The sequence below is a fragment of the Rhizorhapis suberifaciens genome (genome assembly GCF_014200045.1).
Taxonomy (GTDB): Bacteria; Pseudomonadota; Alphaproteobacteria; order Sphingomonadales; family Sphingomonadaceae; genus Rhizorhapis; species Rhizorhapis suberifaciens.
The window spans coordinates 12,649-38,828 of record NZ_JACHOV010000014.1 but is presented as its reverse complement, the minus strand read 5'-3'; the positions used below and the strand labels follow the sequence as shown (position 1 = coordinate 38,828).

Genomic DNA, 26,180 nt, shown 5'->3' with positions numbered 1-26,180 from the left:
TCAGTTACTCCATTCCCTACGCCCTGCAGAGCGCCACTGGCGCTTGAACTCGGGCAGCCAATGTTCGGGATCATCCCCGAACTCTGCGCGCAGCTTGTCGAGCAACGCGACAGTTCCTTGCCGGCCCGAAAGGACCGCCAGTTCGTCATCCATGCCGTTGAGGTCCAATTCGACCACCACAGAGTCATGGCCCTGTTTGATGAGGAAGCGCCGGCTTTCCGGCGACAGATCGACCTTGATAAGCCGGAACTCGGCTTCGGTGAGGTTCAAGCCGTCTATGTAGTCGCGAGCCTGAGCATTCGGGTTCGGAAGAAGGATTTTCGTCGGGCATTGCTCGATGATGGTTTCGGCAATGTCAGAGCGAAGCGCGTCAGCCGGCGACTGCGTGCCGAACATCATGATCGCATTGCGCTTACGGTAGGTTTTCAAACCGTCCCGAGCGAATTGGCGGAAGGCGGGATCTCCGAGCGCCTTCCAGAATTCGTCAATGTCGATGATGACCGGTCCCCCGTCCACGATGTCATCGAGCCGGTGGAACAGGTAGGACATGAGCGGCGGGCGGATCGCGTCGTTCTCGAGGAAGTCCGTCATATCGAAGCCCATCAACCGGGCATCGAGGCGCAGCGTGTCGTCCTCGTTATCGAAGACCCACCCAAATTCGCCGTTCCTCGTCCACCGATCCAAGCGGGCGCCCACGCCGGTTTCGCTGGTTTGATCGAGTTGCGACCTGATCGCTGCGAGCGACCGCAGTGCCTTTGGCAAGCGGAAGACAGCTTCGAGCGCTTGGCTGACCTGATACAGCTCTTGCGGCGACAACTCGCCGCTTTCGGGGGCGACGAGCTGGCGCAGCCACGATTTTAGGAAGTCCCGATTTCGCGGGTTATCGTCCAGCGCCTTCAATGGGGCGAAGCCCGATGGCTGACCGTTGCGCAGGGCGAGATACGTTCCCCCGGCAGCGCGAACGAAGATTTCCGCACCGCGGTCCTTGTCGATGAAGGCCATGCGCGCACCCAGCTTTTCAGCCTGCGACAGCATGAAGTTCTGGATGACGGTCTTACCGCCGCCAGAGGGGCCAAGGATCAGTGTATGACCCACATCGCCGTAATGGAAATTGAAGTAGTAGGGCGAATTGGCCGTCGTCTTGAGCAGCGCGACTGCTTTGCCCCAATGGTTGCCCTCGGCCTGCCCGACCGGATAGGTGTGGATCGGAGCCAGCGCGCCGAAGTTGCGCGACGTGAGGGCCGCAGGCCGCGTCCGCCATGCGAAGTTGCCGGGCAGCATCGACCAATAGGCGGCCTCTAGCGCCAGATCCTCACGGGCCGCGACGATGCCGCTTTCCGATAGCGCCGCGCGCGCGACGCTCATGTTTTCCGCGAGGATCTTCGGCGTCTCACCGAAGACCGACAGCGCCAAATGGTGTTCGCCCAGGACAAAGCGGTTCGACTGCAAATCGTCCATCGCCTCGCTAAGCTGTTCCTGCTGGCTGAAAGCCACATCGTCGGTGGCGCTGAGCTGCGCGCGCTTCCGCCGCGCCGTTTCCATGCCCATCTGCTTCCCGAGGAAGGCGAAGCCCTGTCCAAGCACGAACTCGAATTTGGAATCGAGCAGCGCGTTGAGCTGACCCGGGAACGTGCGCGCAGCATGTTCCCGCACCGCGAGGACACCGCCGAAGCGGGAACCGCCCGGCTCTCTGACCTCAAACAGCTCTTGCCCGAAAATGACCCGATCCGAATAGATCGCGCGGCCTAGATGTCCGCGCACCAGCGGAACGCGGCGCTTATCGGCCGTCATGATCCGCTGCATCAATTCCATGGGCTCGCTGAATTGCAGCCCATTCCACTCATAAATGCCGAGCACCCGAGGGCCGACGCGGGCCATAAGCTTTTTTACGTCACGCAGAATGTCGTTGAAGGTTTCGAGAATGTCCTCTTCGGCCTCAGCGGCCGACGATTTGGAGAACATCGAGAACACCGACGATGCGGCCTTATCGGCCACACCCACCGCAGGCCGATAGATCACCGTCAGATAAAGCTCGTTCACGAACAGACGCTTTGAAAGAATGCGGCTGCGGTAGGCGGCATCGAGATCGCGGGCGAAAGTCGAGGTGAACTCTCCGTCCGGATAGCCTCTCTCGATGCGTCGCACCGTATGCACCATGACCGCGACACGCTCATGCGCCACAGTGCGCCAAGCCGTGTTCAGCTTTTCATGCCAGTCGTTGATGGTTGCAATGTCGGCTGTCTCGAAGGACATGCCCTCAAGCGCGAAAACCGCCATATATTCGCCGTTATCTAAAGCAACGACATGCTCGTTCACATGGCGCGCAAAGGGCAGATATTGCGAAGCGTCGCGCTCCTGCTTGATAGCTGGCTTGCGGTTAAACACGGTTGAATCCTTTCCGCTTAACGCCAGCCACCGGGAGCGGCGAATAGCTGGAACCGCCCCAAATCATCTTGTTCGGTGCCGGAGCCTTGGTGCGTCCGAACAGGAAGATGATTTTGAACATATTGTAGTCGGTGCGAACGATGAGCCTGGCCGCGCCCAGCAGGCCGCCGCCGATCGCCAGCGCCCAGATCGGGTTGCCGACGACCATCAGGACGAACACTGAGGCCATGCCGATCGCTAGTGTCGCCTCTACCGGCACGCCGAACCAGAGCGTCGGGCGCGTCAGCGCAAGGAACAATGGATCTTCGGTAAGATACTCTGGCTCCGACACTCAAAACCTCTCTTTGCCGCTAGGCGGCCTTCTACGTGAGCAATGCGGTGATCGACCCAGCGCACAGCACGACCGCGAGGCCAGCGGCCCACAGCGCCAAGGTCTGCCTGTCGCCGTGACCGGCCATGAAAAAATAGCCGATGATGACGAGGGCGAGCGTTCCGAACGCGGCGCCCGCCGCCACCATTTTGCCGGTTATCTCGCTGGCTTTTGCCGAGGCGGAGGCGACTTGCGTCGCCCCCGGCACGGACCATGCCGCTGCGACCAGCGCGGCTATTATTGGGAGACTCCGGCGCATTTACGTCCCGGAGATCGTATCGACGACCCAACCCGCGCCGAAGACGATGAAGCATCCGACGATGATCGAGCCGAGCAGGCCCTTGTTGCCTGCACCGAAGAAGAACATGAAGCCGGCGATCACGAGGGCGATAGCAGCAAGGCCCTTCGCGATCGGGCCGGTCAGCAGGCCCAAGATGGCATCGACCATGGACTCGACTTCGGTCTGGTTGGCCGCCTGCGCCCATGCGGGGACGGGGATCAGGGCCAGGGCGGCGCCGGCGAACGCAAAGCTATGCGTCCACCGATCCTTTACGTAACGAGTGAGTTTCATCAGAAAAAACCTCCGCTTAGCAAGATTACTGCTCCGACGACGAAAGTAAGGAACGTGATTAGCGTCCCTCGTCCCGTCATGATGAGAAAGCCCAGCCAAACAACACCGAGCCCTATTGCCGGGGCCACCAACGCCGTCAGTTCCTGAAGGACTGAGTTTGCGATGGACCCCACGTCCGCATGTGCGGGCGTGACTGCCAGGCCGAGCGTAAGCGCGACCGACAATTTCGTGATTAGCTTATAGGCGCGCATCAGAGCCCGCCCGTCGCAGCGGGAGCCGAGAGGCGCTGACGCCACGCCGCTTGCGCGAAAACGTCCCAAGAGGGGGGAGCTGGTTCGGCCATGGCTGCGCTGCCCGAGTTCAAATCCGCTGACGCGAGCTGCGCCGTTGCCAGATAAGCGTCGCCGCCCTCAGCATCGATTGCGGGGGCAAGAGCGGCGACCGTCCAGGGAGCGCCCTCTGTGCTATAGGGAGGCACGACGGGAGCGCCCTGGCCGTTGGCGAACGCGATGTGCCAGTGATTTGAATGGTTCCGATCGCCGGGGCCAAGCAGCTCGATTATCTGGATGCCATTGGCCGCCAACACCGCGCGAATTTGCGCGCGGTTGATTACGCTCATTCCGCCATTCGGCACGAAGTCGACAGCCTGCCCATACTTGTGAAAGCTGTTCTGCGCGCCGTAGCGGGCATTCATCGGGCGCAGCGTGTCGGTAATTCGCCCGCCAAAGGCAGACACCAGAATGCCGCCGACCCTATCGGGCGTGATGAAACCGGACGTGCTGCGGGCTACCAAAGGCCGCACGACAGAGCCGCCGCTAGCAGCAGCATAGACCTTGCCTACATAGCCGTTCATCAGGCCGCGCGACCGGGATCCGGTATTATACTCGCTCAGCGCAGCTCGCAGCGGATCAGCGTGGCCTGCTACCCGCGCCCTCCCATAGTTATCGGCCAACAGGCGCGCTCCAGCGCGCAAATTGGTGCAGGGATCGAAAACCGTTTCAGGGGTGACGCCAAGCCGCGCAAAATTCGCGCTGTTGATCTGCATCAATCCAGCATCAAAGTTCGCGCCCTTACGCATCAGACTGCGGGCCGTGGCAACGGCGTCGGCCGCATTGCCGGGCTTGCGCAGGAGCGATCCACCCGAATTGACCCCGATCCGATAGGGATCACGCTCTGATTCAACTTGGATGATCGCGGTCATCGTCGCCGGCGCGACATTTGGTGCGCAGGAGCTGAGCAAAGTCGCCAAAACCGTAGTACTCAAAGGCATTGAGAGCCCCTTTCGATGAGTCCGGTTATCAGCGGTAATACAAAACCGACACGCCAGCAACACGCTTTCGCACGCGTGGATTCCGCAACGCGACGAACCGTTGGTCGCCTTTTCAGACAGGGCCTATCCGGATCGCTCTTGCTGGAAATGCGGTCTATGGCTTAGCCTTGAGCGCAGTTTTGAGCTGAATATCTGTTCAGCATTCACACCAGCCAGAGCGGAACGCCTTGCCGACCAATGTTCTATTTCTTGCCGAAACGAACCAATCTCCATCCATTTCGGAGCAGAGAGCGTTGTGTGAGGCTGAGGGCGATTTGATCGTCGATGCAGGGCAAGTCAGCTTTGTCGATCTGCCCCGCAAACTAGCAAAGGAAGGCCACGAGCTTATGCGTGGCGACAGGATCAAGATTTACGATTTCACCTGTCTGCCGCTCAACACAATGACCCTCGTCCGCATGATGGTGAAGGTGCTTCGGCGGGGCATCGCGATCGAGTTCTGCGCGCCTAAGATCGTTATCGAGCCCGACGATGGGAGTGACATGTTTCGGCTAGTGGCCGCGCTGGATAATCATTGGCGCCGTGTTCACGGCATGAAAACTCATTCCAGCGATTCAAAGCCTGGCCGCAAGCCTCGTATCACCGACGACCAGTTGTCAGACATTCGCGAAATGCTGGAGGTTAGCGGCGCGACCGTAGCGAGCGTGGCGAAGACGCTAGGTGTTGGCCGAACCACCCTCTTTGACTTCTTGCAACGGCACAGAGATGCGCCCGTCTTGCAATCATGATTCTGCGAGCAATGCAGCTACAGAAACGCCCAGGGCAAGCGAAAGACCTGCCAATTCCCGCAAAGTAACTTCGCGGGGATGGCCGCCGAGGATTGAGAGCAATCTTTCCTCCGCGATACCGCTGTTAGTCGACAATGCGGGTCTCGATATTCCGCGCGCTTCTATGGCCTTGCTGACTTGTTCAACGAAAGTGCCATACACGGCGGCACTTTTGTCAATCCTGTCGTGCATAGTCATTATCTGGCCTCTGCTGTTTCAGGAGCTGGCTAACCTAACTTTAGCCGCCCTCCTGTCCAGATAATAATTCTCAATAGCAGGATGGTTACTTTTTCGATCCTGCGCCGAGCAGGTCCAGAACCGTGCAGCCCAGCCCATCTGCCAAATGCTCTAGAACCTCAAGGGTCGGATTCGCCTTCCCGTGCTCAATATACGACAAGTGCGATGCAGCGATGCCGCTCCGCTCGGAGAGTTCAGCTTGCGACATTTTGAGCTTTGCGCGGCGTTCGCGGCAGTTTTCTCCCAGCTTTTTAGCCAGTTCGGAAGCCGCTTCATCAAGTTTCAGGTACTGCGGCATTGTGCGATCCCGTATGCCTTATCGTTGGTTAACTCGAAAATGGAGCTATATGCAAAGCCGCAACGATTGGCGACATTATCTGATTAACTACCTCGCGAGGGTTCACGTTTGACAATCGTTCGCGGACGCCATAGCCAAGGCACATGGCCCAACGCGCTGTCCAAAAACGAGTCGTGACACCCGCTGCTTGCATGAGGCGTAAGCGGCAGGCGCTTTATGAAGCGGATTTTGTTCAATGTAAGGTGCAGATCCCTGTCAGCTTCGGGGAGCGGCTGAAGGAGTTGAAAGCCGCCCACAAGATGCGCGGGCTCGATAACGTGGTGTCGGCAATGATCCGAAAGGTTGAGGCGAATTATTCGCCTGACGACCTCGTCGCCCCCCCACCGCCTGAGGATCATATGAACCTCAAACAGATCGCCATCCATATTCCGCGCGAACATCACGCCTTTCTTGAGGCTGTTGCGCATCGAAACAGGGGCGTCACCCTTGGAACCGCGCTTGAAACAGTAGGCGCCTACGTCAAGGATTTGACCCCAGCACCGGTCCAGTTGGCATTGATCGAGAATGAGGACACCGCGAGCGGCTAAGGCCGGCGCGACAAAGCACACGATGGCGTCGGGGCGGCAACCCTAACGCAGTCGATACCGCAAGCAGGAGGCGGGTAGAGTGAAAGAGCAAGAGTGGACATCAATCGGGGCGGCGACCGCTGACCTATTCTCTTCGATCGAGAAGCAGCGCAATCGAAAGACCAAGCGCGAGCTGACTTTGATCGATCGCGGTCTCGAGATCGCTGAGTTGCGTCCCGAGGGCGACGATGTTTCGTTCATGCACTCGATCCTGTGCCAAATCAGCCTCCCTCGGTCCAAGGTCGCCGGCGAACGGTTCGAGCGGAAGAACGGCCACGCTGCCTTAGAAATTCGGGCGGGAAGCATATGGAACGGCACCGACATGGTGACGCAGCCAATCCCTTATGGGCCTATTCCACGCCTGATCCTGGCTTACGTGTCGACCTACGCCGTCCGTGAGCGGACCCCCGAAATACCATTCGGGGAGAGCGCGAACGATGCCTTGCGCGTGCTAGGCATCGACAAGGGCGGACCTGCCTACCGAATGTTCCGCACTCAGGTCTCCGCACTGGCCGCTTGCAGCATGACGATCGGCTTTACGGCGGGCGACAAAGCCTACACCTTCAACGGGAGCCCCGTTGAACAGTTCGAAGCATGGCTACCGGGCCAAGAGGGCCAGCGCAGCCTATGGCCGGCGAGCATGGTCCTCGGCCGCCGTTTCTACGAGACACTGTTGGAACATGCGGTGCCTGTGGATCTCCGCGCCCTGTCCTCGCTCCGGGGATCGGCAATGGCGATGGACGTCTACTTGTACCTGGTTCAACGCCTCCACCGGATTGGACGACCCGTTGCGCTCACATGGTGGATGCTCAAAGATCAGTTCGGCCAGGAATATGTCAGCGCCGACGCGCTGGGCGACTTCAAGAAGAAGTTCAAAAAGGCGCTCGGACAAGCGCTGGCTGTCTATCCCGAGGCGAAGGTTGAAATCGTCCGAGGCGGATTGAAGCTGTTTAGTTCACGCCCCGCGGTCGACCCCAAGGAAGCCAAGCGCCTTACTCGCGTATAGGCGCAATTTCAGCAACTTAAGCGGTGTTAATCGGACCCGTTTGCGTGCCGCCAACCGGTGTTAATCGGACCCCCTATCCGCGCATCAAACCGGTGTTAATCGGACCCCCCAGCCCAACCGTCGAACTGGTGTTAATCGGACCCATTTGGAGTGTTAATCAGACCCCCGAAACGGTGTTAATCGGACCCGTTCCGACTCGCGATTTCGGTGTTAATCGGACCCCCCTAACCTATAGAATCCCTATAACCCTTTACCTATAGCGCGCGCCCTGTGGACAACCTCGGCCGACAATCGAACAACGACGACGAAAGAAAGCACCGCCTCTTGGGGGCTTCGCCCCCGCCGGCTCCTCGCTTCGCTCGCCCGGTCATGCGTTGCATGACCTCCCACCCGGCATCCCCCAAAAGGACGGCCTTCGGCCGACGCATTTTCTATTGGGGGATGAGGACGAACGCTCCACTCAACAAACGAAACGACGCGCACAAGGATAGGTAGGACGCAGCGGCTTCGCCGCTGCGAATGCTCCCCAGGGGGCGCAGGCGGCTTTGGCGGCGCTCAAATGGTGGCCTCGGTGCTTGCGGATAGCGATTTGGGAGGTTTAGCGCGACGAGATCGAGGGAATGCTGTCCCGACCTGGCGCTGATATGGAATGGGCTCGGAACGCGGCAACGCTCCGAGCCCTCGTTTCAGCTCGCTCGCAGGAGTGAGTGAAAGTCCTTGTCCCACATATAGCTGCGCGCGATGAAAATTCCAATAAAACGCTGTGCTGCATCACACGGATTCAGTCTCGCCGTCGGGCAATCAACGCGGGTGGCGGTGCATTGATCGCACAATCAGATTTGCCCGCGCGAAAACTATTGCCGGATTTGTCTTAAAAGATATTCTCGGACTATGAAGTTGACCGTCACCGCTGCCGCCAAGGAAGCCGTGAAACGTCTTAGAGGGACGTGGCACGGATCTTATGGCAAGGCGCGCTGTCCCGCGCACGATGATAGCAGCCCGTCGCTTTCGATCACGCCTGGCCGCAACGCCGTGCTGTTCCATTGCTTCGCCGGGTGCAGTCAATCCGAGATCATTGCTGCCCTCGCTGCAAATGGCGGCTACGTCCGCCCGACCGAACGAGACACCGCGCCGCCAGAGCGGCGCGATCTTGGCCCGTTGGCGCGCGACCTTTGGAGCAAGGCTCGTGCGCTCGCCGGCACACCTGCTCAGCGCTACCTTGAGCGCCGCGGCATCGGCCATTCCACGATCGGCCGCTATGACCCGGCAGCAATGACCTACGAGGGCGGCAAGCGGCTTCGCCTTCCCGCCCTGCTCCTCCCCATCGTCGAGCGCCGGCAGCTTGTCGCCCTCGCCCGCGTTTTCGTGGACGGGGACGGCAACAAGCACCCGCGGCTTGCCGACCCCAAGCGCACCCTGGCAGATCCGCGCGGCGGCGCCGTGCAGATCGGAGCGATCGAGGGCGACCATCTGAACCTGGCCGAAGGTTTCGAGGAGGCGGAATCGGTCATCGCCAAATTCGGTTTGCCCGGCTGTTGGTCCGTAAATGGCACTGAGCTTTATGCTCGCATCCATATCCCCGATCATATCCGTTCGATTACGGTCTATTCGCAGCACGGGAAGGCTGCGACGGCCGGGCTCGAGAAGGCCGAGAGCCATCTGAGACAAGGCGGCCGCGCCCTGCAGGTCGAGCTACCGCCGCCCGGGGGCGACTGGAATGATGCTTGGCGGGCGCAGCAATGACGCGGCTCGCGGTTTTTGCAGTTGGCGGCGTGATACTTGCCGCACTGTTTGGCGAGACGCACCCCGATTTTATCGCCAATCCACCGCAGAGCGCGCGCGAGGCGTGCGACCAGCTCGCCAACCAATCCGATTGCCGCGCGGCGCTCGCATTGAACGATCTTCGCCAGAACCGCTTGCCGAAAGCAGCGCCGGCGCCGGCGCTGCCCGATCCGCGCCGAACACCTGGCGCTTATGATCCGACGATTACCCAAGACAATATCGCCGCGACCATCTGCAATCCAAAATTCGTCGCCGCCCGCAAGCCGCCACCGTCATGGACGGCGGCGGCAACGCGCCGCATCGCCGCAGCCCAATTGCCGGAGCTAGATCCTGGCTCTTTAGTGCTGGATCAGCTCGTACCGATCTCCCTTGGCGGCGCGCCGAAGGACTATCGCAACCTGTGGTTGCAGTCCTGGGCAGGCCAAGAAAATGCAGAGAAGAAGGACGGCCTAGAAACCCTGCTGAATCGCATGGTTTGCACCGGCCAGCTATCGCTCGCCGCCGCTCAAGAGGCCGTCGCCGTGAACTGGCTCGACACGTACCGGCGCGCAATGACGGTCCAAAACCTCACGCGCTACAAATTGCCCCAGCAATGGGGCGCGAAACCGCAAGATATTCAGCCCGAGCTTGTGTCCGAGCCGCAAGGCGAGAGCGGACCAATCGTGTTGGACGCTCAGATCGAGGCGGACAGTCAGCCCTACGAGGTGCCGGCGATTCCGGTCGATGGCCGTAATTCTCAACAGATGGAGTGAACGTGATGCCACGCAATATCGCAGAATTTCGACTGATCGGACAGGTTGGCGGGATCGATCAAAAGGAAAAGGTTACGTTCGTCAACGTCGCATCAAATTATAACCGGCAGGTTGATGGTGAGTGGCAGGAGGAAACGCTTTGGAACCGAGTAACGTGTTTTGCAAAGTGTGCAGAGTACGCATCTAATGCCGGAAAAGGCGACATGGTTCATGTAACGGGGCGCGTTAAACAGTCTCAATATGAACGTGATGGATCAACGATCTACGGCACAGACCTTATCGCAGACAGCTTTTCGGTGCTTTCGCGGGCATCTTCTGGCGATTGATTTGAATTTCTATGAGGCTGGGCCTGGTCAGAGGGGAAGATAGGTGGCTGTGCGGCCTTCGGCACGGCTCTATCTCCGCTCCGCTCCGACCGAACCCGCAAGCGGTTTCGTCCCATGCGGGTGACGATCCTCGCATGAGAAAGTCGCGAGGATCCGCAAAGCGGATTTTCGCGGCATTTTCCGTAGCGGCGCGGCAATCGGCCGCGCGATCGAGATCGAGGCGGCAGCGCCGCCATGTCATTCGATAAGTTTCGGGGCCTGTTCCGGCCCCCTGGCGCAAGGACTGGACCGTCTCGGCCGCTGCGCGCCCTCGCTTGGCGATCATGGGGGTTTCCCCGCCCTTCCTCCGCTCCGCTCTGTGCAGGACGGGCGATCCCCCTCCCCCATGATCGGTCCTCACTGCGCCATTCCCCGACCCACTTCGCCAGCGGGCAGAAGTCGATGGACGCCATCGCCTTCGGCTCCAGTTTAGGAAGGGAAAAGCACATGCCACGGAACACCGCCAAGACCCGCAAGACCACCGCTGCGCGCGTCGACGTTTACGAGGAAGTCACCAACCAGATTGTTGCGCTACTAGAGGCAGGCACCCGGCCTTGGTCGCCCCGTTGGGCCTCGGGCGCGGCATCGCTTCCGCTTCGCCATGAGGGCACCGCCTATCGCGGCATCAATATCCTGCTGTTGTGGTCCGCAGCCATGGCACACGGCTACACCAACCCGCATTGGATGACCTACCGGCAGGCGAACGAGCTGGGCGGACAGGTCAGGAAGGGCGAGAAGGGCAATCTTGTCGTTCATGCCGGAACCTTCACCCCAAAGGACGGCGAGACGGGCGAGCCGATCAGCGACAGCGAGGGCGAGGAAACGAGCCGGGCCTATCTGAAACGCTATGTCGTGTTCAACGTCGAGCAGATCGACGGCTTGGACATGAGCAAGTTTCCTGCCCCGTTTGTCGAGATCAAGAACCGCGACCAGCGCGACCCCGAGCTCGATGCGGCCTTTGCGCGCTATCCGGTCCCCTACCGTGAGGGCGGCAACAGCGCCTATTATCACCCCGTCGCAGATAGCATCGCCATGCCCGCCTTTGGCGACTTTGTGAGCGGGAACGCCTTCTATGCGACCCTTGCGCATGAGGCCATCCACTCCACCGGCCATAGTTCGCGGCTCAATCGCGAAACGCTCTACGAGTACGGCAAAAGCAAGGAAATCCGCGCAGCCGAGGAACTGATTGCCGAGATTGGCGCTGCCATGCTTTGCGCTCAGCTTGGCATGGAGCCGACCGAACGCGAGGACCACGCGGCCTATCTGGCGTCGTGGCTCAAGGCCCTTCGCGACGACAAGCGCGCGATCTTCCGCGCTGCGAGCGCCGCGCAGGCGGGAAGCGAACTAATCCTGTCCCACATGGCCGCGCCCGTACTGTCGCGCGCCGCCTGATCCGGCGAGGGCGGCCACCAGCGCCGCCCCGACCCCGTCATTCCGAAGGATTGAACGATGCCCAAACTTCCCAAGGTTGAACTTAGCTGGCGTGATGAGAATTGCGGATCGGTCTGCGCCGTTGCCGCCTTTCGTAACGATGCTGGCAGTGCCCATTGGAGCGAGCGAACTCGTCAGCGTTTTAGAGGATGCGTGAAGCGCGCGGGTTTCAAGTTTCACGATGGCCGGTGCAGCTACATCGCCACGCGCGGCACAGGCGAGGAGCGCCAACGGGCCATATGCGAGGAACTGGATCGCGCTGGTTTCCAGATCGAGCGGGGCGACGTGCGCGCGCCGGTGCCCCAATGAGCGAAGCCCCACCCGTGCAGAGCCTCGCCGCCTTTGCGAAGGCGCTAGGCTTGGTGACGATGGCGGAAGCGCGGGGCCATATTCACGCGGGCTTGCGCTGCGCGCCGCCCACGAAGCGATTTCGGCGATGGTATGAGGCCGAGACGTGCCGCTTGCTGGCTGAAGCTGACCAAACCACCCGCGCCTATGGCGCGGCAATAGAGGCGGGCACCGTCGCGGCACCGCCACGCGCTACGCTTGAGCAGATCGCAGAGGGCCATCCCGATCTTGCATCGACACATGCGGCCCGCCGCGTCATCGAAAAGCGGCGCGCGCGCCGCAAGGCAGAGAGGATGGATCATGACGCCAATGCGCAATCTTAACCGGGACACGCGCCGCGCACGCCTGCTAGCGGCCCGAACCCGCCCTGTGGGCGGGATCAATCGCAAAGGCATCCTGCGCGGCGATTGGGACGGCGGCAACGTCGTTCGCCAGTTCCGCGACGGTGCCGGCGAGGCGCGCGGCCTGGCCCCTTACTCGACCCCGCCAGAGGCCGAGGCCTGAGAAATTTCGGGGCGCGGACCTCCTCGGCCCGCGCCCCTTCCACCTTGCTAGAAAGACCCGACATGGCCGCTACCATTATTGCCGCAGGGCTTATGTTCGCCTGCACCCCGACCCTCGTTGCAGACGGGGACGGGCCGGTTTGGTGCGCCGAAGGCCCGCGTATTCGCCTTGGAGGGATCGCCGCACGCGAGCGCGACAATAGCTGTAGGCCCGGCCACCCCTGCCCGAGAGCATCCGCACAAGCGGCCATGGACGCCCTGGTCGCGCTGCTAGGTGGATCGCGCGGACGAACGCGCTTTCCCGGCGCGCGCTACGACCATGTTCGTGTCAGCGCGCCGACAATGCGTTGCCTTTCCGCTGGCAATGGAAAGGGGAACCGCACCGCCGCATTCTGCCAAATGGCGGACCGGCGCATTCTCAATTGCGCCTTGCTCGCGACCGACACCGTGGCGCGATGGGACCGCTACTGGCGACGCGATATTGTCTGCCCGTCCCCACAAAGACGATAAACCGATGTTCCCATTTCGTTCCTTGGTGCGTTAGAAGGGGGCGAAAGGGAATCATCATGTTGCTGCCACCGATGCAGCCGGTCCCGCTCGCCGAGGTGCCAGAGGGGCTAATTCCCTTTATCATCGGGGCAGCAGGAGCCGGCTTTCCGTCCCCAAGCCAGGATTGGCAGGAAGACGCCATTTGCTTGATCGAGCTTCTACGGCTCGACAGAGCCGCCAGCTTTGTCTTCCGTATCAGCGGCAACAGCATGATCGACGCAGGAATCTACGATAACGATGTTGTCGTGGTCGACCGCGACACGCGGGCCGTGGACGGCCATATTGTCATCGCCATCGTGGATGGCGGCTTTGTCTGCCGCCAGCTCGCGCGCCGCCATGGCGGCGTATATCTTGAGGCCCGAAACAGCCGCCAGCACTACGAGCCCACTCCCGCCGAAGGTATCGAGATATGGGGCGTCGTGCGAACCAGCGTGCGCGATTTTCGGCGCTGAAATGACGCACGGGATCGCGGACGTCGCCAACTTCTACGTCTCAGCAGAACGGCTATTTGATCCGACCTTGCGCGGTGTCCCCGTCATCGTCCTCTCGAACAATGACGGTTGCGCGGTCGCCCGCAGCGAGGAAGCCAAGGCGCTTCATATCCGCATGGGCGAGCCAGTTTTCAAAATTCGCGATCGGATCAAGCGGCACGGCATCCAGCTTCGATCAAGCAATTACGAACTCTATGCCGACCTAAATCGGCGGTTCAACGCCGTCATTGCCGAGCATAGCGATACCGTCGAGATCTACTCGATAGATGAGAGTTTCTATCGCGCTCCGACCTTGCCGAACGGGCTTGGCGACGTGGACGCGGCGCATAGGCTGCGCGAGGACGTGATGCGGCAGGTTGGACTCCCGATCCGGATCGGCCTTGGCCCGACCCGCACCTTATCGAAAGTTGCTAACGCGCTCGCCAAGGCAACTGAAAAGGTCTGGGGCGGCGTGGTGGATCTTCACGACGCCGAGCTACGCCGGCGGCTGTTTGAGAAATGGCCTATCGGGGAGGTATGGGGGATTGGAAGCGCACTCGAGGCGCGGCTTCGCCCTCTCGGCATCCGAACAACCGCCGACCTGGCCGCGATGCCGCCGGCGGTCGCGCGCGACGTGGGAACGGTTGTGCTGGAACGTCTCGTCCGCGAGCTGGGGGGGATCGAGTGCGCGGACTTCAAGGTTGAGCCCGACGCCCTGAAGGCAACCGCCGTCACTCGCCAATTCGGAGAGCCGGTCAAAACTCTGGACGAGCTGCGCGAGGCGATGGCGCGGCGCGCTGCGCGCGCCGCCGAGAAGATACGCGCCCAAGGCCTCGTCGCGAGCCGACTGATCGCCTTCGCTCACGGCTCACGTTATCGGCCGAACCCGCCGTCCGCTTCGCGATCGGCGCGTCTGTCGCCACCAACCAACGACCCCCGCATAATTTTGCGGATCGTCGGGCAAATGACGGAGGCCATGTTTCAGCCGGGAGGCGTTTATACGAAATGCGGCGTGCTATTGGACGATCTGACCCCGGCAGGTGCTGGCCAGGCCGACCTGTTCGCTGCGCCCGATCCTCGCGCCCCGGCATTGCTGGCCGCCATGGACGGTTTGAATAGTCGGTTCGGCCGAAACACCATCACGCTCGCGGCCCAAGGCCACGGCGCAAAGGCTTTCGACACCAAGCGCAGCCAGAAAAGCCCAGCTTGGACGACGAGGATCACCGAGATCCCAGTCGCTCGATAACGCTGACAAACGCACCCAGACCGCTTGACATCAATTTGCCTATCCGTCTAAAAACTATCTGTGTCGCTAATGTGTTTCCATCTATTTTCTAGTGGGGCGATCAGGAGGGGCCATGATTGAAGGAGGGACCGTGTTGAAGTGGGGCGTCGAACGACGCCTTGAGTTCATCGAGTTTCGCCTTTTTTGGGAAGGGGGCGTCAACCGATCTGACATCATCAACATGTTCGATGTGTCCGTTCCGCAAGCCTCTAAAGATCTGACGCTCTATCAGGAACATGCGCCACATAATGCCCTCTATGACAAGAGCGCTAAGCGCTATGTCGCAAGCGAAAAGTTTGTACCGCGGTTCCTCACGCCTGATCCCAGCAGCTATCTCTCTCGCCTGCGATCAGTAGCCGAGGGCTTGGTTGATGTATCGGCCTCTTGGATTACGCAGGTTCCCGATACCGATGTTGCCCTCACGCCGCGCAGAGACATTGATCCAAATGTGCTTAGAGCGGTCCTGAGCGCTGTCCGTGATAATAAGTCGATCGATGTTCATTATCAGTCGATGAGCAAGGAGTGGCCCGATCCAGCTTGGCGACGCGTCACTCCCCATGCCTTCGGTTATGACGGCTTTCGGTGGCACGTTCGGGCGTATTGCCACGTGACCAACAGATTCAAAGACTTCCTTCTGCCGCGAATACTGGATGTAGGTGACATGGGGGAAGGTGGCTTTGACCCACTTGAAGACGTGCTGTGGCAGGAGCGTTTTGGCGTGGAGATCGGGCCGCATCCCGACCTAACTGTCAGCCAAAAAGCGGTCGTTGCTAAGGATTACAGCATGGAACGCGGGTCTGCCGTCCTAACGGTGCGCTACGCCATGCTGTTCTATGTTCTGAAGCGGTTGGGATTGCTCGGCGACGCGACGAAGCGTCCCGCGCGAAGTCAGCACATCGTTGTCATCAATGGGAATGAAACCGACGCTGCGTTGCAAAAAGCGGAGTACGCAGCGTGAGGAGGTTCACAGAGTCGGCAGGGGGTTGGGGTGGCTAAGCTCGAAGAGATTCGGAACGGTGCATCCGTGCGCGGTATTGCCTCGTCGCAGGCAGCGCAGATCGTTTCCGTAGACTGGATCGGCGATCAAGCGATCAACGTCGTTTTTCGCGATACGAACGGTGCCGTCGCCGAAGCTGTGCTTTATCGAGATGACGAGCATCGTCTCCATGTCGAGGAAAACGGTCGGCCTTGGTCATTTGACGGTGATGGCGCGCTGCTCCGCCTTGTGACCGAGGCAAATCGGATCAAGCTTGCCCACTATTTCGATCCATATCTGGCGATCCATACCAGCTTGGTCGATCCGCTGCCGCATCAGATCTCGGCAGTCTATGGTGAGATGCTGCCACGTCAGCCGCTTCGCTTCTTGCTTGCCGATGATCCCGGCGCCGGCAAGACGATTATGGCTGGCCTCTTGATCAAAGAGTTGATCGCTCGCAGCGACCTTGAACGCTGCCTCATTGTGGCACCGGGCAGCCTGGTCGAGCAATGGCAGGATGAGTTGGGCCAGAAGTTCAATCTCGAGTTCGACATTCTGACCCGCGACATGATCGAGACGTCGCGATCGGGGAACCCATTTGAGGACCGCCATCGGCTCATCGTTCGGCTCGATGTTCTGGCCCGGAACGAGGATCTGCAGAGCAAGCTGTCGAGCGCGCGGGAATGGGACCTGATCATCTGCGATGAAGCGCATCGCATGTCGGCAACCTACTTCGGCGGGGACGTCAAATATACGAAGCGCTATCAGGTGGGGCAGAAGCTCGGTGAAGCCTGCCGTCACCTCCTGCTGATGTCGGCCACGCCGCACAACGGCAAGGAGGAGGACTTCCAGCTTTTTATGGCGCTTCTCGACGGCGATCGCTTCGAGGGCCGCTTCCGCGACGGCGTGCATTATGCCGACACCGCGGACATGATGCGCCGCCTCACCAAAGAGGAGTTGCTTCGCTTCGACGGGCGGCCGCTGTTCCCTGAGCGTCGCGCCTACACCGTCAAATATCAGCTCTCCGAACTGGAAGCGGCACTCTACACCGCTGTCAGCGAGTATGTTCGCACGGAGATGAACCGCGTCCAGCGGTTCGCAGAAGGGGATGGCAAGAAGCGCAACAATGTCGGCTTCGCGCTACAGATCCTGCAGCGTCGTCTCGCCTCGTCTCCGGCAGCGATCTACCAATCTTTGAAGCGACGCCGCGAGCGCTTGGAGAATGAGTTGGGCGAAGCACGGTTGGCAACAGCGGGCCGTAGGGTCGGATTTGCTGCGCCGGACGTCAACGCCGACGTGCTCAGGAACATGGACGAGTACGGCCAGGACGAAATTGACGATCTTGAGGATTTGATTGCTACCGGAGCCACGACCGCCGAAACGGTCGAGCAGCTCGCCCTAGAAGTGGAAACTCTCAAGGGCCTTGAGACGATGGCGCTGGGCGTCCTGCGGTCCGGCCTCGATGCCAAGTGGTCCCAGCTCAACAGCATTCTGGATGATGATCTGATGGTCGATGCCGATGGCAATCGGCGGAAGTTGATCATCTTCACAGAGCCGAAGGACACGCTGCACTACCTCGTCGACAAAGTTCGAGCCCGGATCGGTAACCCTGATGCGGTTGACGTGATCCACGGCGGCGTATCGCGGGAAGAACGACGCAAGGTCGTAGAACGCTTCATGCAGGACCGCGACATGCTGGTGCTGATCGCGAATGATGCCGCCGGCGAGGGTGTGAACCTTCAGCGCGGCCACCTGATGGTCAACTATGACCTGCCATGGAATCCGAACAAGATCGAGCAACGGTTTGGGCGCATCCATCGGATCGGTCAGACTGAAGTCTGCCATCTGTGGAACATCGTCGCGGCGGACACTCGGGAAGGCGAGGTCTATGCGCGATTGCTCGAGAAGCTTGAGGCCGCGCGCGAGGCGTTGGGTGGCCGCGTCTATGACGTTCTTGGTGAGCTTTTTGAAGGCACGGCGCTGAAGGACCTCCTGTTTCAGGCGATCCAGTATGGCGAACAAGAGGATGTCAAAGCGCGCCTCTTCCGGCAAGTCGATGGCGCCGTCGATCAGGGTCACCTACTGGAGTTGCTGCAACGGCGGGCGCTCACCAACGACACGATGCCCGAGGCGAAGGTGCAGGAGCTTCGCCTAGAGATGGAGCGCGCTGAGGCGCAGCGCCTTCAGCCGCACCACGTCCAGAGCTTCTTCGTCGAGGCGTTTCAGCACCTTGGTGGCCGCATGAAGCGACGCGAAGAAGGCCGCTGGGAAATCACTCACGTGCCGGTTCGCATCCGCGAGCGCGATCGTCAGATCGGCACAGGCGCTCCGATCCAGAAAAAATATGAGCGGATTTGCTTCGAGAAGAACCAGATCAACCAGCAGCCCGTCGCGACTTTCGTATGCCCGGGGCATCCTTTGCTGGAGGCCGTAATCAGCGTCGTTCGCGAGCAATATGAGCAGATTATGCGCCAGGGAGCGATCTTGGTCGACGATCTGGATTCCGGCACTGCGTTGTCGGCCGTGTTCCTCCTCGAGCACAGCATTCAGGATGGCAGGACAAACAGCGCCGGCAAACCGCACGTCGTATCCGAACGCCTCCAGTTCGCCGCGATCGACAAGACGGGTCGCGCCGTGAACGCGGGCATCGCCCCACATCTCAATCTGCGGCCCGCCACACCTGACGAAATCGCCAGCGTTCGCCCATTCTTGGAGGAGGATTGGCTGACGACGGAGCTTGAGAAAGCGGCTGTCCAGTTCGCGACTGTGGAGCTGGCGCAGGCGCATATCGCCGAGGTCCGCGGTCGACGTCTTCCTGAGATCGAGAAGGTCGAGCATGAAGTCCGAGCGCGTCTCAAGAAGGAGATTAACTACTGGGATTCTCGCGCCTTCGAGCTGAAGGAGGAGGAGAAAGCTGGTAAGAGAACGCGCCTAAACTGGCAGAATGCCCAGCGTCGCGCCGAGGACCTAGCCGAGCGACAAAAGCGCCGCATGGGGCAGTTGGAGCAGGAACGCTTCATCTCATCGCAACCGCCGCGAGTGCGCGGTGGTATGGTCGTGATCCCTCGCGGCCTGTTGGACTCTCAGGCATCGTCAGGCGCAGGCCCGTTGGGCGGGGCACCGCAAGGTTTCGCGGCCGATGCCGCTGCGCGGCGCGCTATCGAGCTGGCTGCTATGGATGCCGTGATCGCGACTGAGCGGAACCTTGGGAATGTCCCCACCGACGTATCGGCGCAGAAGGTGGGCTATGACATTATGTCGTACGATCCGGCGACGAAGCATCTACGTTTCATTGAGGTGAAAGGCCGTGCCGACGGCGCCGACAGCGTGATGATTACCCGACAGGAGATCATCACCTCGCTGCACGAGCCGGACAAATATATCCTCGCCATTGTGCAGGTCGAGCAAGGGAGTGCGACGACACCTCGCTATCTGCATGGCCCCTTATCGGATCATGAGCCATCGTTTGAAACAACCGCCGTACAGTTCAACCTAGCAAAGTTGCTCGCCCGATCAGGAATACCCGCATGAGTGAAGAAAACGTAGCCCAGAAGCAGCGCGGGCATTCCGTCGTGTATTCCTTTTTTAATAAGTGGGAAGCTCCACTGCGATCGGGAAAGGTCCACGTCTTCTTCAGAAAGCGCTTTCCATCAAAATCGCCTGTTCGGGTCTATTTCTACATTGGGGCACCGGTCATGGCAGTTGTTGGGAGTGCGAAGATATCGAAAATTGAACGTGTGAGTGCGGACCAAGCTCTTTCTCTTGCGCCTAGGGGCTGCATTTCCGAAGACGAACTAGCTAAATATCTCGCTGATAGAGATTCAGTTGGTGCCATTCACATGGAAGATTTCATATTTTTTGATAAACCTGTTCAGGCGGATGAGATTTCAAGTAGGATGGTCTTCTCGCCCCCTCAAAACTTCCAAAATATTAGTGCGGAGGATGAGGAGATGTTGATGGAGATGGGGCGTTGAGCGTGAAGAAGCTGATCGAAGTGGCGCTGCCTCTCGAAGCGATCAATGCTGCGTCGGCTCGCGAAAAATCGATACGCCACGGCCATCCCTCCACATTGCACCTGTGGTGGGCGCGGCGCCCCCTGGCGGCTTGTCGGGCGGTGCTGTTCGCACAGTTGGTCGACGATCCGTCGAGCCACCCTGAGGTTTTTACGACGGAAACCGCGGTCGACGCGGAGCGCGCACGGCTATTCGGGATCATGGAGGATCTCGTTGTATGGGAAAACTCGGCCAACGAAGAAGTGCTTGAACGAGCCAGGATAGAGATTCGGCGGAGCTGTGGCGGCAACCTCCCGCAAATTTACGATCCTTTCTCTGGGGGCGGCTCGATCACGCTCGAGGCGCAACGGCTCGGTCTCCCGGCACAAGGTTCTGATCTCAATCCAGTCGCCGTGATGATCGGGAAGGCGCTAGTTGAGCTGCCCTCGCTCTATCAGGGTAACGGACCGATCCATCCCGGACCACATGACCGCATCCATTACCGCAACTCTGAAGGCTTGGCGGAGGACGTGCGGTACTACGGTGAGCGGCTGCGGGACCTTGCTTTGCAACGCATCGGGCATCTCTATCCCAACGTCGCGTTGCCGGCTGAATATGGGGGTGGCGAGGCCGTTCCGATCGCTTGGATATGGTCCCGAACTGTCCCAAGTCCTGACCCCGCTTTCTCCGGCGCCCAGGTTCCTATTGCCTCTTCGTTTCTCCTAAGCGCGAAGCCCGGCAAGGAGGTCTGGATTCAGCCTGTTGTAGATAAGGGGTCGGCGACCATCTCCTATGAGATCCGGCAAGGAGGAACCAAGGCGGAATGGGCCAAGGCTAAGGAGGGTACGAAGGCGGGACGTGGCGCCAATTTCCGTTGCTTGCTCTCCGATACAGCCATCACGCCCGATTATGTGAAAAGCATGGGACGTGCTGGCCGAATGGGTCAGGTGCTGATGGCGATTGTCGCGGAAGGTCGAAATGGTCGCGCTTATGCAGCGCCAACGCCTGAGCAGGAAAATGCCGCCTTTGCGGGCAAACCCGAGTGGAAGCCCACAACCAGTCTTCCTAATGATCCACGGAATTTTTGGACGGTGGATTATGGTCTAACAACATTCGGCGATCTGTTTACCGATCGCCAACTTGTGGCGCTGACGACCTTTAGTGATCTGGTTCATGATCTACGGGCGATTATTGAGAAGGATGCCTTGGCGTCGGGAATGCCTGATGACCAAGTGCGTCTCGCCGACAGCGGTAAAGGCGCCAAAGCATATGCGGAGGCGGTTGCTGTTTACCTAGGCTTCCTTACCGGCCAACTTGCCAATCATTGCTCCACAATCTGCGGATGGAACGCGCCTAATCAACAGATGCGCTCGACCTTCGCCCGACAGGCTATCCCGATGACGTGGGATTTCGCCGAAGTGAACGTGTTCAGCACTTCAAGCGGCAGCTATCACAGCCTCTTCAGCCGTATGGTGAAAGGCTTTGAGGCCATAGGTGCAGGAGTGGAGAGAGCGTCAGTTATACAGGCAGATGCACAGAGCTTGTCTTACAATCCTGGAACAGTAGTCTCCACCGATCCGCCCTACTACGATAATATCGCGTATGCGGACCTGTCGGACTTCTTTTTTTGTTGGATGAAGCCTTCCCTGAAGGAAGTGTATCCGGACCTTTTCGGGCTTCTTGTTACACCAAAAGCTGATGAGCTTGTAGCTACGCCGTATCGTCATGGGGGTCGCGAGGCCGCTGACGCGTTCTTTTTAGAGGGAATGCGGCGGGCCATCACCACTATGGCTCAGCACACGTCGGCTGATTTCCCTACGACCATCTATTATGCCTTCAAACAAAGTGAGGTAGAGCAGGAAGGCATCAGCTCGACTGGTTGGGCCACGTTCATTCAGTCTATCGTTGAGGCGGGATACGCAGTGGTTGGAACATGGCCGCTTCGCACCGAGAAACCGGGGCGCATGATAGCCGTCGGGACCAACGCCCTCGCTAACTCGGTAGTGCTGGTCTGCCGTAAGAGAGATATCGCTGCGGAGGCGATCACGCGAGCCGAATTCATCCGCGCGCTAAAGAGGGAGCTGCCGCCCGCAATATCGGAATTACAATCTGTGAGCATCGCACCTGCGGACATGCCGCAGTCGGCGATCGGCCCCGGTATGGGTATCTTCTCCCGCTATGGCGCCGTTCTGGAATCGGACGATACACCGATGACCGTCAAAGCGGCCTTGCAGCTTATTAACCGTGAGCTCGATGAATACCTTGGCGGTATTCAAGGTGAATTTGATCCCGACACTCGCTTCGCAATCACATGGTTCGAGCAGAACGGTTTGAAGGCAGGTGACTACGGCACCGCCAACTCTATTGCTCAAGCCCGTGGCGTGTCTGTCGAAAGTGTCCGCCATGCGGGGATTGTCGAAGGCCAAGCTGGCAAGGTTCGCATCCTCGCGCGCGATGAACTAGACGAAACTTGGGACCCTGCAGCAGACGGTCATCTGACGGTCTGGGAGGCCTGCCAGCACTTGGTTCGCGTACTCGAAAACGAAGGCGAGGCAAGCGCAGCGTTGCTGTTGAAGAAGCTCGGATCGGAGATGGCAGAGGCCGTTAAGGATCTGGCGTATTGCTTGTACGGCATCTGTGAAAAGCGTTCTGACGCCAAGGAAGCCACTTCTTACAATGCACTCATCGCTGTCTGGACTGAGCTGACTCGCCAGGCCGCGGCAATACACGACGTGGGTGGGGATCGTCAGACCCGCTTGGATCTCTGAGGGGGAGGCGATTAATGGCTAAAAGTACGCGCCAGTATGTGTTCGAAGGCATGGAGCTGCTGCCCGATGCCTTGGTCCCGTTCGTGGAAAAAAGACTGGAAAACTCCCTCAAGGGGCACTGGCAGATCGAAGTCGTCCAACGCGTCCAAGGTTTGAAGCCTAACTCCACGGGGGAAGTGGGCTGGGATCAACAGGGGCTGCTCAAGACCATGATGGCCTTCTGGAAAGAGGCGTTCAGCACGGTGCTGGGCCATCCAGAGCGTTCCTATGTCTCCGAACTCTTGGATGTTCGGAACAAGCTCTCACACAACGAAACTTTTACCTACGACGACGCCGAACGAGCACTGGATTCCATGCGCCGACTGATGGAGTCCATCAGCGCTGGCGAGGCCGCCGATCAGCTCGGCAAGATGCGCGACACGATCCTGCGCACGAAGTTTTCCGAGCTTCAGCGCAATGAAGAGCGCCGGAAAACGCAGCGGCTTGAGATTTCGGTCGAGACGGTCGCCGGTCTCCTCCCATGGCGTGAGGTCGTCGAGCCGCACCAGGATGTTGCAACCGGCGAGTTTCAGCAGGCCGAATTTGCGGCGGACCTCGGCAAGGTTCACGCCGGCAGTGCGCCTGCCGAGTACCGAGACCCGCAACAGTTTTTCAGCCGCACATATCTGACCGAGGGCCTCAGCACCCTCCTTGTAGGCGCGGCGAAACGGCTGTCAGGGACAGGTGGCGACCCGGTCGTGGAACTACAGACCAACTTCGGCGGGGGAAAAACCCACTCCATGTTGGCACTTTATCACATGGCTGGTGGCACGCCGGCGCAGGATCTGTCGGGCCTGGATCAACTGCTCGAGAAGAGCGGACTTACCGTGCCTGCCAAAATCAATCGAGCGGTACTCGTCGGCACGTCCCGTGGGCCTCAGGATGTGCTGAACGCCACGGGGGATCGAAAGATACGGACGACGTGGGGCGAATTAGCTTGGCAGCTTGGCGGCGAAGAGGCGTTCGATATGATCGCCGAAAACGACGCCAAGGGCATCGCCCCGGGCTCGAACCTGCTGGAAGCGATCTTTAGGAAGTATTCTCCCTGCCTAATTCTGATCGACGAGTGGGTAGCGTACCTCCGTCAAATCTATCGCGTGGAGGGATTGCCGTCCGGCTCCTTCGACGCGAACCTCTCCTTCGTCCAGTCGCTGACCGAGGCGGTGAAGGCGAGCCCGGGAACGTTGTTGGTCGCATCGCTGCCGGCATCGCAAATTGAGGTTGGGGGCGAAGGAGGGCAGGAAGCGCTTGCGCGCTTGAAACAAACCTTCAGCCGCGTTGAATCCTCCTGGCGACCCGCCTCACAGGAGGAAAGCTACGAGATCGTTCGACGTCGCCTCTTCAAGGAAATCCCAGGCGACAGGTTCCATCACCGCGACAACACGCTGAAGCAGTTTGCCAAGCTATACCGCGAGAATTCGAACGATTTCCCGCAAGGCTGCGCGGACGAGGACTATCGTCGCAAGCTCGAAAAAGCTTATCCGATCCACCCTGAGCTGTTCGATCAGCTTTACACAAGCTGGGGATCGCTGGAAAAATTTCAGCGAACGCGTGGCGTTTTGCGCCTCATGGCGCAGGTCATTCACGAGCTTTGGATGAACGCCGATCCGTCGGTAATGATTATGCCTGGGAGCGTGTCGGTCAGCTCTCCTCGTGTGGAACCTGAGCTGCTTCACTACCTCGACGTTAGTTGGCAGTCGATCATCGCGGCCGACGTCGATGGCACGGCGGCGACGCCATACAAGGTTGATCAGGCGGCGCCCAATTTGAACCGCTATTCGGCAACGCGGCGGATCGCACGGGCGATTTTCATGGGCACCGCCCCAACGCATGCCCAGCAAAATACCGGCCTTGATGACAAGCAGATCAATCTTGGCGTCGTTCAACCCGGAGAAAAGCCGGCAATCTTCGGCGATGCCCTCCGGCGCCTGACGAACCAGGCCAAATTTATGCATTCCGATCTTGGCCGGTACTGGTACTCGATGTCAGCGAGCCTCAACCGGATCGCGGCCGATAAAGCGGGCCAACTAGACGAGCAGTTGGTCCTAATGGAGATCGATCGCGAACTGGCAAAATATATCAACGCTCTGGCCGATCGTGGTCACTTCGATGCAGTGCAAGTGGCACCAATTTCCTCTGCAGAAGTGCCCGACGAAGCGGGCGGGGTGCGCGCGGTCGTTCTGGGCGTAGCTCACCCACATCATGGGCGTGATGGCTCGGAGGCCTTGGTTGAGGCGAAGGAGATTTTGCTACAACGCGGCAGCACGCCGCGTGTTTATCGCAATATGCTGGTCTTCATCGCCGCCGAGGCGCGCCAGCTCGATAACCTGAAAGACGCCGTTCGTTCCGCTTTAGCGTGGGGCGAGATTGTCAAAGAGAAGGATCGGCTCAACCTCACACAGAGTGACGATGCTTTGGCGCGAGCCAAGCTGGTTGAAGCGAATGAGACGGTAAAAACCCGCCTGAGAGAAGCCTGGTGTTATCTCCATTATCCGGTTCAAGAGAGCGCACAGGCAGAACTCGAATGGGTCTCAGGGAAGGTGCCAGCGCAGGATGGCCTGTTGGCGCGGGCTAGCAAGAAGCTGGTCGGCGAGGAAGGGCTCCTCCCAGAGTTAGGGCCGACGCGTCTTGATCGCGACCTTCAAAAATACATTTGGAACGGCAAGGCCCATCTCTCGCTAAAGGATCTCTGGGAGTATCTGAACCGCTATACTTATTTGCCTCGGGTCAAGAACCAGGGTGTCTTGGTGAAGGCCGTTCAGGCAGCAGTTGGCGGGATGCTGCCTGGCCCCTTCGCCTATGCCGAAGGGTGGGACGAGAAAACCGATACCTATCATGGTCTCGCAGTCGAACGGGCCGTCAACGCTGCGGTTGTCATCGATGGCGAAAGTATCATCATCAAGCCGGACGTGGCCGAAGCTCATCGTCCAGCTCCCTCACAGCCTGAAACAATCGCCGATGGGAGCTCGCATCCACTTGGCGGAGAGCCAACCACTACCTCGCCGCCTGAGGGCAACCCCGACGTTCCGCCGGCAGAGCGGAACCCGACCCGTTTCCTCGGGACGGTGATGATTTCGGCTGAGCGGCCAGCTCGTGAGATTCATCAAATTGTCGAGGCCATCGTCGAACAGCTGACAACCATTCCGGGCAGCGAAGTTTCACTGAAGCTGGAAATCGATGCAGAGGTGCCATCGGGATTGGACAAGGGGAAGGTTCGCACGCTGATCGAGAACGCCAATACCCTGGGATTTATCGATAAAGATATTCGATAGGACGACCCTCCCTCTGCTGGGAGAATGAATGCAAGAGGACATGGACGCCGGTGACTTGTCA

26 protein-coding genes are annotated in these 26,180 nt (G+C 59.7%); 17 read left to right on the top strand and 9 right to left on the bottom strand.

The genetic code is table 11. The features are described 5' to 3' along the window. From HNQ99_RS15090 to HNQ99_RS15065, 6 genes are read right to left on the bottom strand one after another with little or no spacing between them, the layout of a single operon-like run. A complete protein-coding gene (locus tag HNQ99_RS15090) occupies positions 1–2,385 on the bottom strand; it encodes a VirB4 family type IV secretion/conjugal transfer ATPase (protein WP_322790386.1) in 2,385 nt (794 codons plus the stop codon). Continuing rightward, entirely contained in the window at positions 2,378–2,716 is a 339-nt protein-coding gene (locus tag HNQ99_RS15085) for a type IV secretion system protein VirB3 (protein WP_184477139.1), read from the bottom strand. Before HNQ99_RS15085 ends, HNQ99_RS15090 begins: the two co-directional genes overlap by 8 nt. A gap of 31 nt (positions 2,717–2,747) precedes the next feature. After that, complete coding sequence (locus HNQ99_RS15080; RefSeq protein WP_184477137.1) at positions 2,748–3,014, bottom strand: hypothetical protein; 267 nt, start codon at positions 3,012–3,014, stop codon at positions 2,748–2,750. Further along, positions 3,015–3,326: a TrbC/VirB2 family protein gene (locus tag HNQ99_RS15075; RefSeq protein ID WP_184477135.1), complete on the bottom strand. Its 312-nt coding sequence runs from the start codon at positions 3,324–3,326 to the stop codon at positions 3,015–3,017. It abuts the gene before it with no gap. Further along, positions 3,326–3,577 carry a TrbC/VirB2 family protein gene (locus tag HNQ99_RS15070; RefSeq protein WP_184477133.1) on the bottom strand — a complete coding sequence of 84 codons (252 nt, stop codon included), beginning with the start codon at positions 3,575–3,577 and terminating at the stop codon, positions 3,326–3,328. The genes HNQ99_RS15075 and HNQ99_RS15070 overlap by 1 nt, the downstream gene beginning before the upstream one ends. Then, complete coding sequence (locus HNQ99_RS15065) at positions 3,577–4,596, bottom strand: transglycosylase SLT domain-containing protein (protein ID WP_184477131.1); 1,020 nt, start codon at positions 4,594–4,596, stop codon at positions 3,577–3,579. Before HNQ99_RS15065 ends, HNQ99_RS15070 begins: the two co-directional genes overlap by 1 nt. Positions 4,597–4,823: 227 nt before the next feature. On the opposite strand from HNQ99_RS15065, the gene HNQ99_RS15060 reads away from it, so the two are divergent. Beyond that, positions 4,824–5,381, top strand: a complete 558-nt coding sequence (locus HNQ99_RS15060; protein ID WP_246415036.1) for a helix-turn-helix domain-containing protein — start codon at positions 4,824–4,826, stop codon at positions 5,379–5,381. Here HNQ99_RS15060 and HNQ99_RS15055 read toward each other — a convergent pair. Beyond that, positions 5,376–5,612: a helix-turn-helix domain-containing protein gene (locus HNQ99_RS15055; protein ID WP_184477129.1), complete on the bottom strand. Its 237-nt coding sequence runs from the start codon at positions 5,610–5,612 to the stop codon at positions 5,376–5,378. The two genes, HNQ99_RS15060 and HNQ99_RS15055, sit on opposite strands and share 6 nt — an antisense overlap. Positions 5,613–5,703: 91 nt before the next feature. Beyond that, on the bottom strand, positions 5,704–5,955 hold the full coding sequence (locus HNQ99_RS15050; protein WP_184477127.1) for a helix-turn-helix domain-containing protein: 252 nt from the start codon (positions 5,953–5,955) through the stop codon (positions 5,704–5,706). 191 nt (positions 5,956–6,146) lie between these two features. Between HNQ99_RS15050 and HNQ99_RS15045 the strand changes: the two genes are divergently transcribed. The 6 genes from HNQ99_RS15045 to HNQ99_RS15020 all read left to right on the top strand — a co-directional run bounded on the left by HNQ99_RS15045 (position 6,147) and on the right by HNQ99_RS15020 (position 11,878). Beyond that, a complete protein-coding gene (locus HNQ99_RS15045; protein ID WP_246415035.1) occupies positions 6,147–6,542 on the top strand; it encodes a hypothetical protein in 396 nt (131 codons plus the stop codon). A 79-nt stretch (positions 6,543–6,621) separates the two neighbouring features. Then, a complete protein-coding gene (locus HNQ99_RS15040; RefSeq protein ID WP_221232719.1) occupies positions 6,622–7,587 on the top strand; it encodes a replication protein RepA in 966 nt (321 codons plus the stop codon). Between the two features lie 891 nt (positions 7,588–8,478). Further along, complete coding sequence (locus tag HNQ99_RS15035; RefSeq protein WP_184477123.1) at positions 8,479–9,330, top strand: DUF7146 domain-containing protein; 852 nt, start codon at positions 8,479–8,481, stop codon at positions 9,328–9,330. Next, positions 9,327–10,121: a hypothetical protein gene (locus tag HNQ99_RS15030; protein WP_184477121.1), complete on the top strand. Its 795-nt coding sequence runs from the start codon at positions 9,327–9,329 to the stop codon at positions 10,119–10,121. The genes HNQ99_RS15035 and HNQ99_RS15030 overlap by 4 nt, the downstream gene beginning before the upstream one ends. Before the next feature lie 5 nt (positions 10,122–10,126). Beyond that, positions 10,127–10,447: a single-stranded DNA-binding protein gene (locus HNQ99_RS15025; protein ID WP_184477119.1), complete on the top strand. Its 321-nt coding sequence runs from the start codon at positions 10,127–10,129 to the stop codon at positions 10,445–10,447. Between the two features lie 486 nt (positions 10,448–10,933). Beyond that, positions 10,934–11,878, top strand: coding sequence for an ArdC family protein (locus HNQ99_RS15020; RefSeq protein WP_184477117.1), 945 nt, complete (start codon positions 10,934–10,936; stop codon positions 11,876–11,878). Here the strand turns inward: HNQ99_RS15020 and HNQ99_RS15015 are convergent. Then, positions 11,831–12,223, bottom strand: a complete 393-nt coding sequence (locus HNQ99_RS15015) for a hypothetical protein (protein WP_184477116.1) — start codon at positions 12,221–12,223, stop codon at positions 11,831–11,833. The genes HNQ99_RS15020 and HNQ99_RS15015 overlap by 48 nt on opposite strands. Between HNQ99_RS15015 and HNQ99_RS15010 the strand changes: the two genes are divergently transcribed. From HNQ99_RS15010 to HNQ99_RS14965, 10 genes are all read left to right on the top strand, one after another. Then, complete coding sequence (locus HNQ99_RS15010; protein WP_184477114.1) at positions 12,223–12,588, top strand: hypothetical protein; 366 nt, start codon at positions 12,223–12,225, stop codon at positions 12,586–12,588. The two genes, HNQ99_RS15015 and HNQ99_RS15010, sit on opposite strands and share 1 nt — an antisense overlap. Then, positions 12,575–12,769 carry a hypothetical protein gene (locus HNQ99_RS15005; protein ID WP_246415034.1) on the top strand — a complete coding sequence of 65 codons (195 nt, stop codon included), beginning with the start codon at positions 12,575–12,577 and terminating at the stop codon, positions 12,767–12,769. Before HNQ99_RS15010 ends, HNQ99_RS15005 begins: the two co-directional genes overlap by 14 nt. A 62-nt stretch (positions 12,770–12,831) precedes the next feature. Then, the gene (locus HNQ99_RS15000) at positions 12,832–13,278 is read left to right on the top strand and encodes a hypothetical protein (protein WP_184477111.1); all 447 of its coding nucleotides are present in this window, start codon (positions 12,832–12,834) and stop codon (positions 13,276–13,278) included. A gap of 56 nt (positions 13,279–13,334) precedes the next feature. Next, complete coding sequence (locus tag HNQ99_RS14995) at positions 13,335–13,769, top strand: LexA family protein (RefSeq protein ID WP_184477109.1); 435 nt, start codon at positions 13,335–13,337, stop codon at positions 13,767–13,769. A 1-nt stretch (position 13,770) separates the two neighbouring features. Then, positions 13,771–15,033, top strand: coding sequence for a Y-family DNA polymerase (locus HNQ99_RS14990; protein ID WP_184477107.1), 1,263 nt, complete (start codon positions 13,771–13,773; stop codon positions 15,031–15,033). Between the two features lie 112 nt (positions 15,034–15,145). Then, positions 15,146–16,030, top strand: coding sequence for a helix-turn-helix transcriptional regulator (locus HNQ99_RS14985; protein ID WP_184477105.1), 885 nt, complete (start codon positions 15,146–15,148; stop codon positions 16,028–16,030). Positions 16,031–16,060: 30 nt separating this feature from the next. Then, positions 16,061–19,579, top strand: coding sequence for a protein NO VEIN domain-containing protein (locus tag HNQ99_RS14980; protein WP_184477103.1), 3,519 nt, complete (start codon positions 16,061–16,063; stop codon positions 19,577–19,579). Then, entirely contained in the window at positions 19,576–20,022 is a 447-nt protein-coding gene (locus HNQ99_RS14975) for a hypothetical protein (RefSeq protein WP_184477101.1), read from the top strand. Before HNQ99_RS14980 ends, HNQ99_RS14975 begins: the two co-directional genes overlap by 4 nt. Before the next feature lie 2 nt (positions 20,023–20,024). Then, the gene (locus HNQ99_RS14970; protein WP_322790384.1) at positions 20,025–22,808 is read left to right on the top strand and encodes a DUF1156 domain-containing protein; all 2,784 of its coding nucleotides are present in this window, start codon (positions 20,025–20,027) and stop codon (positions 22,806–22,808) included. Between the two features lie 14 nt (positions 22,809–22,822). After that, positions 22,823–26,119: a DUF499 domain-containing protein gene (locus HNQ99_RS14965; protein ID WP_184477099.1), complete on the top strand. Its 3,297-nt coding sequence runs from the start codon at positions 22,823–22,825 to the stop codon at positions 26,117–26,119. The last annotated feature ends 61 nt before the right edge of the window (positions 26,120–26,180 follow it).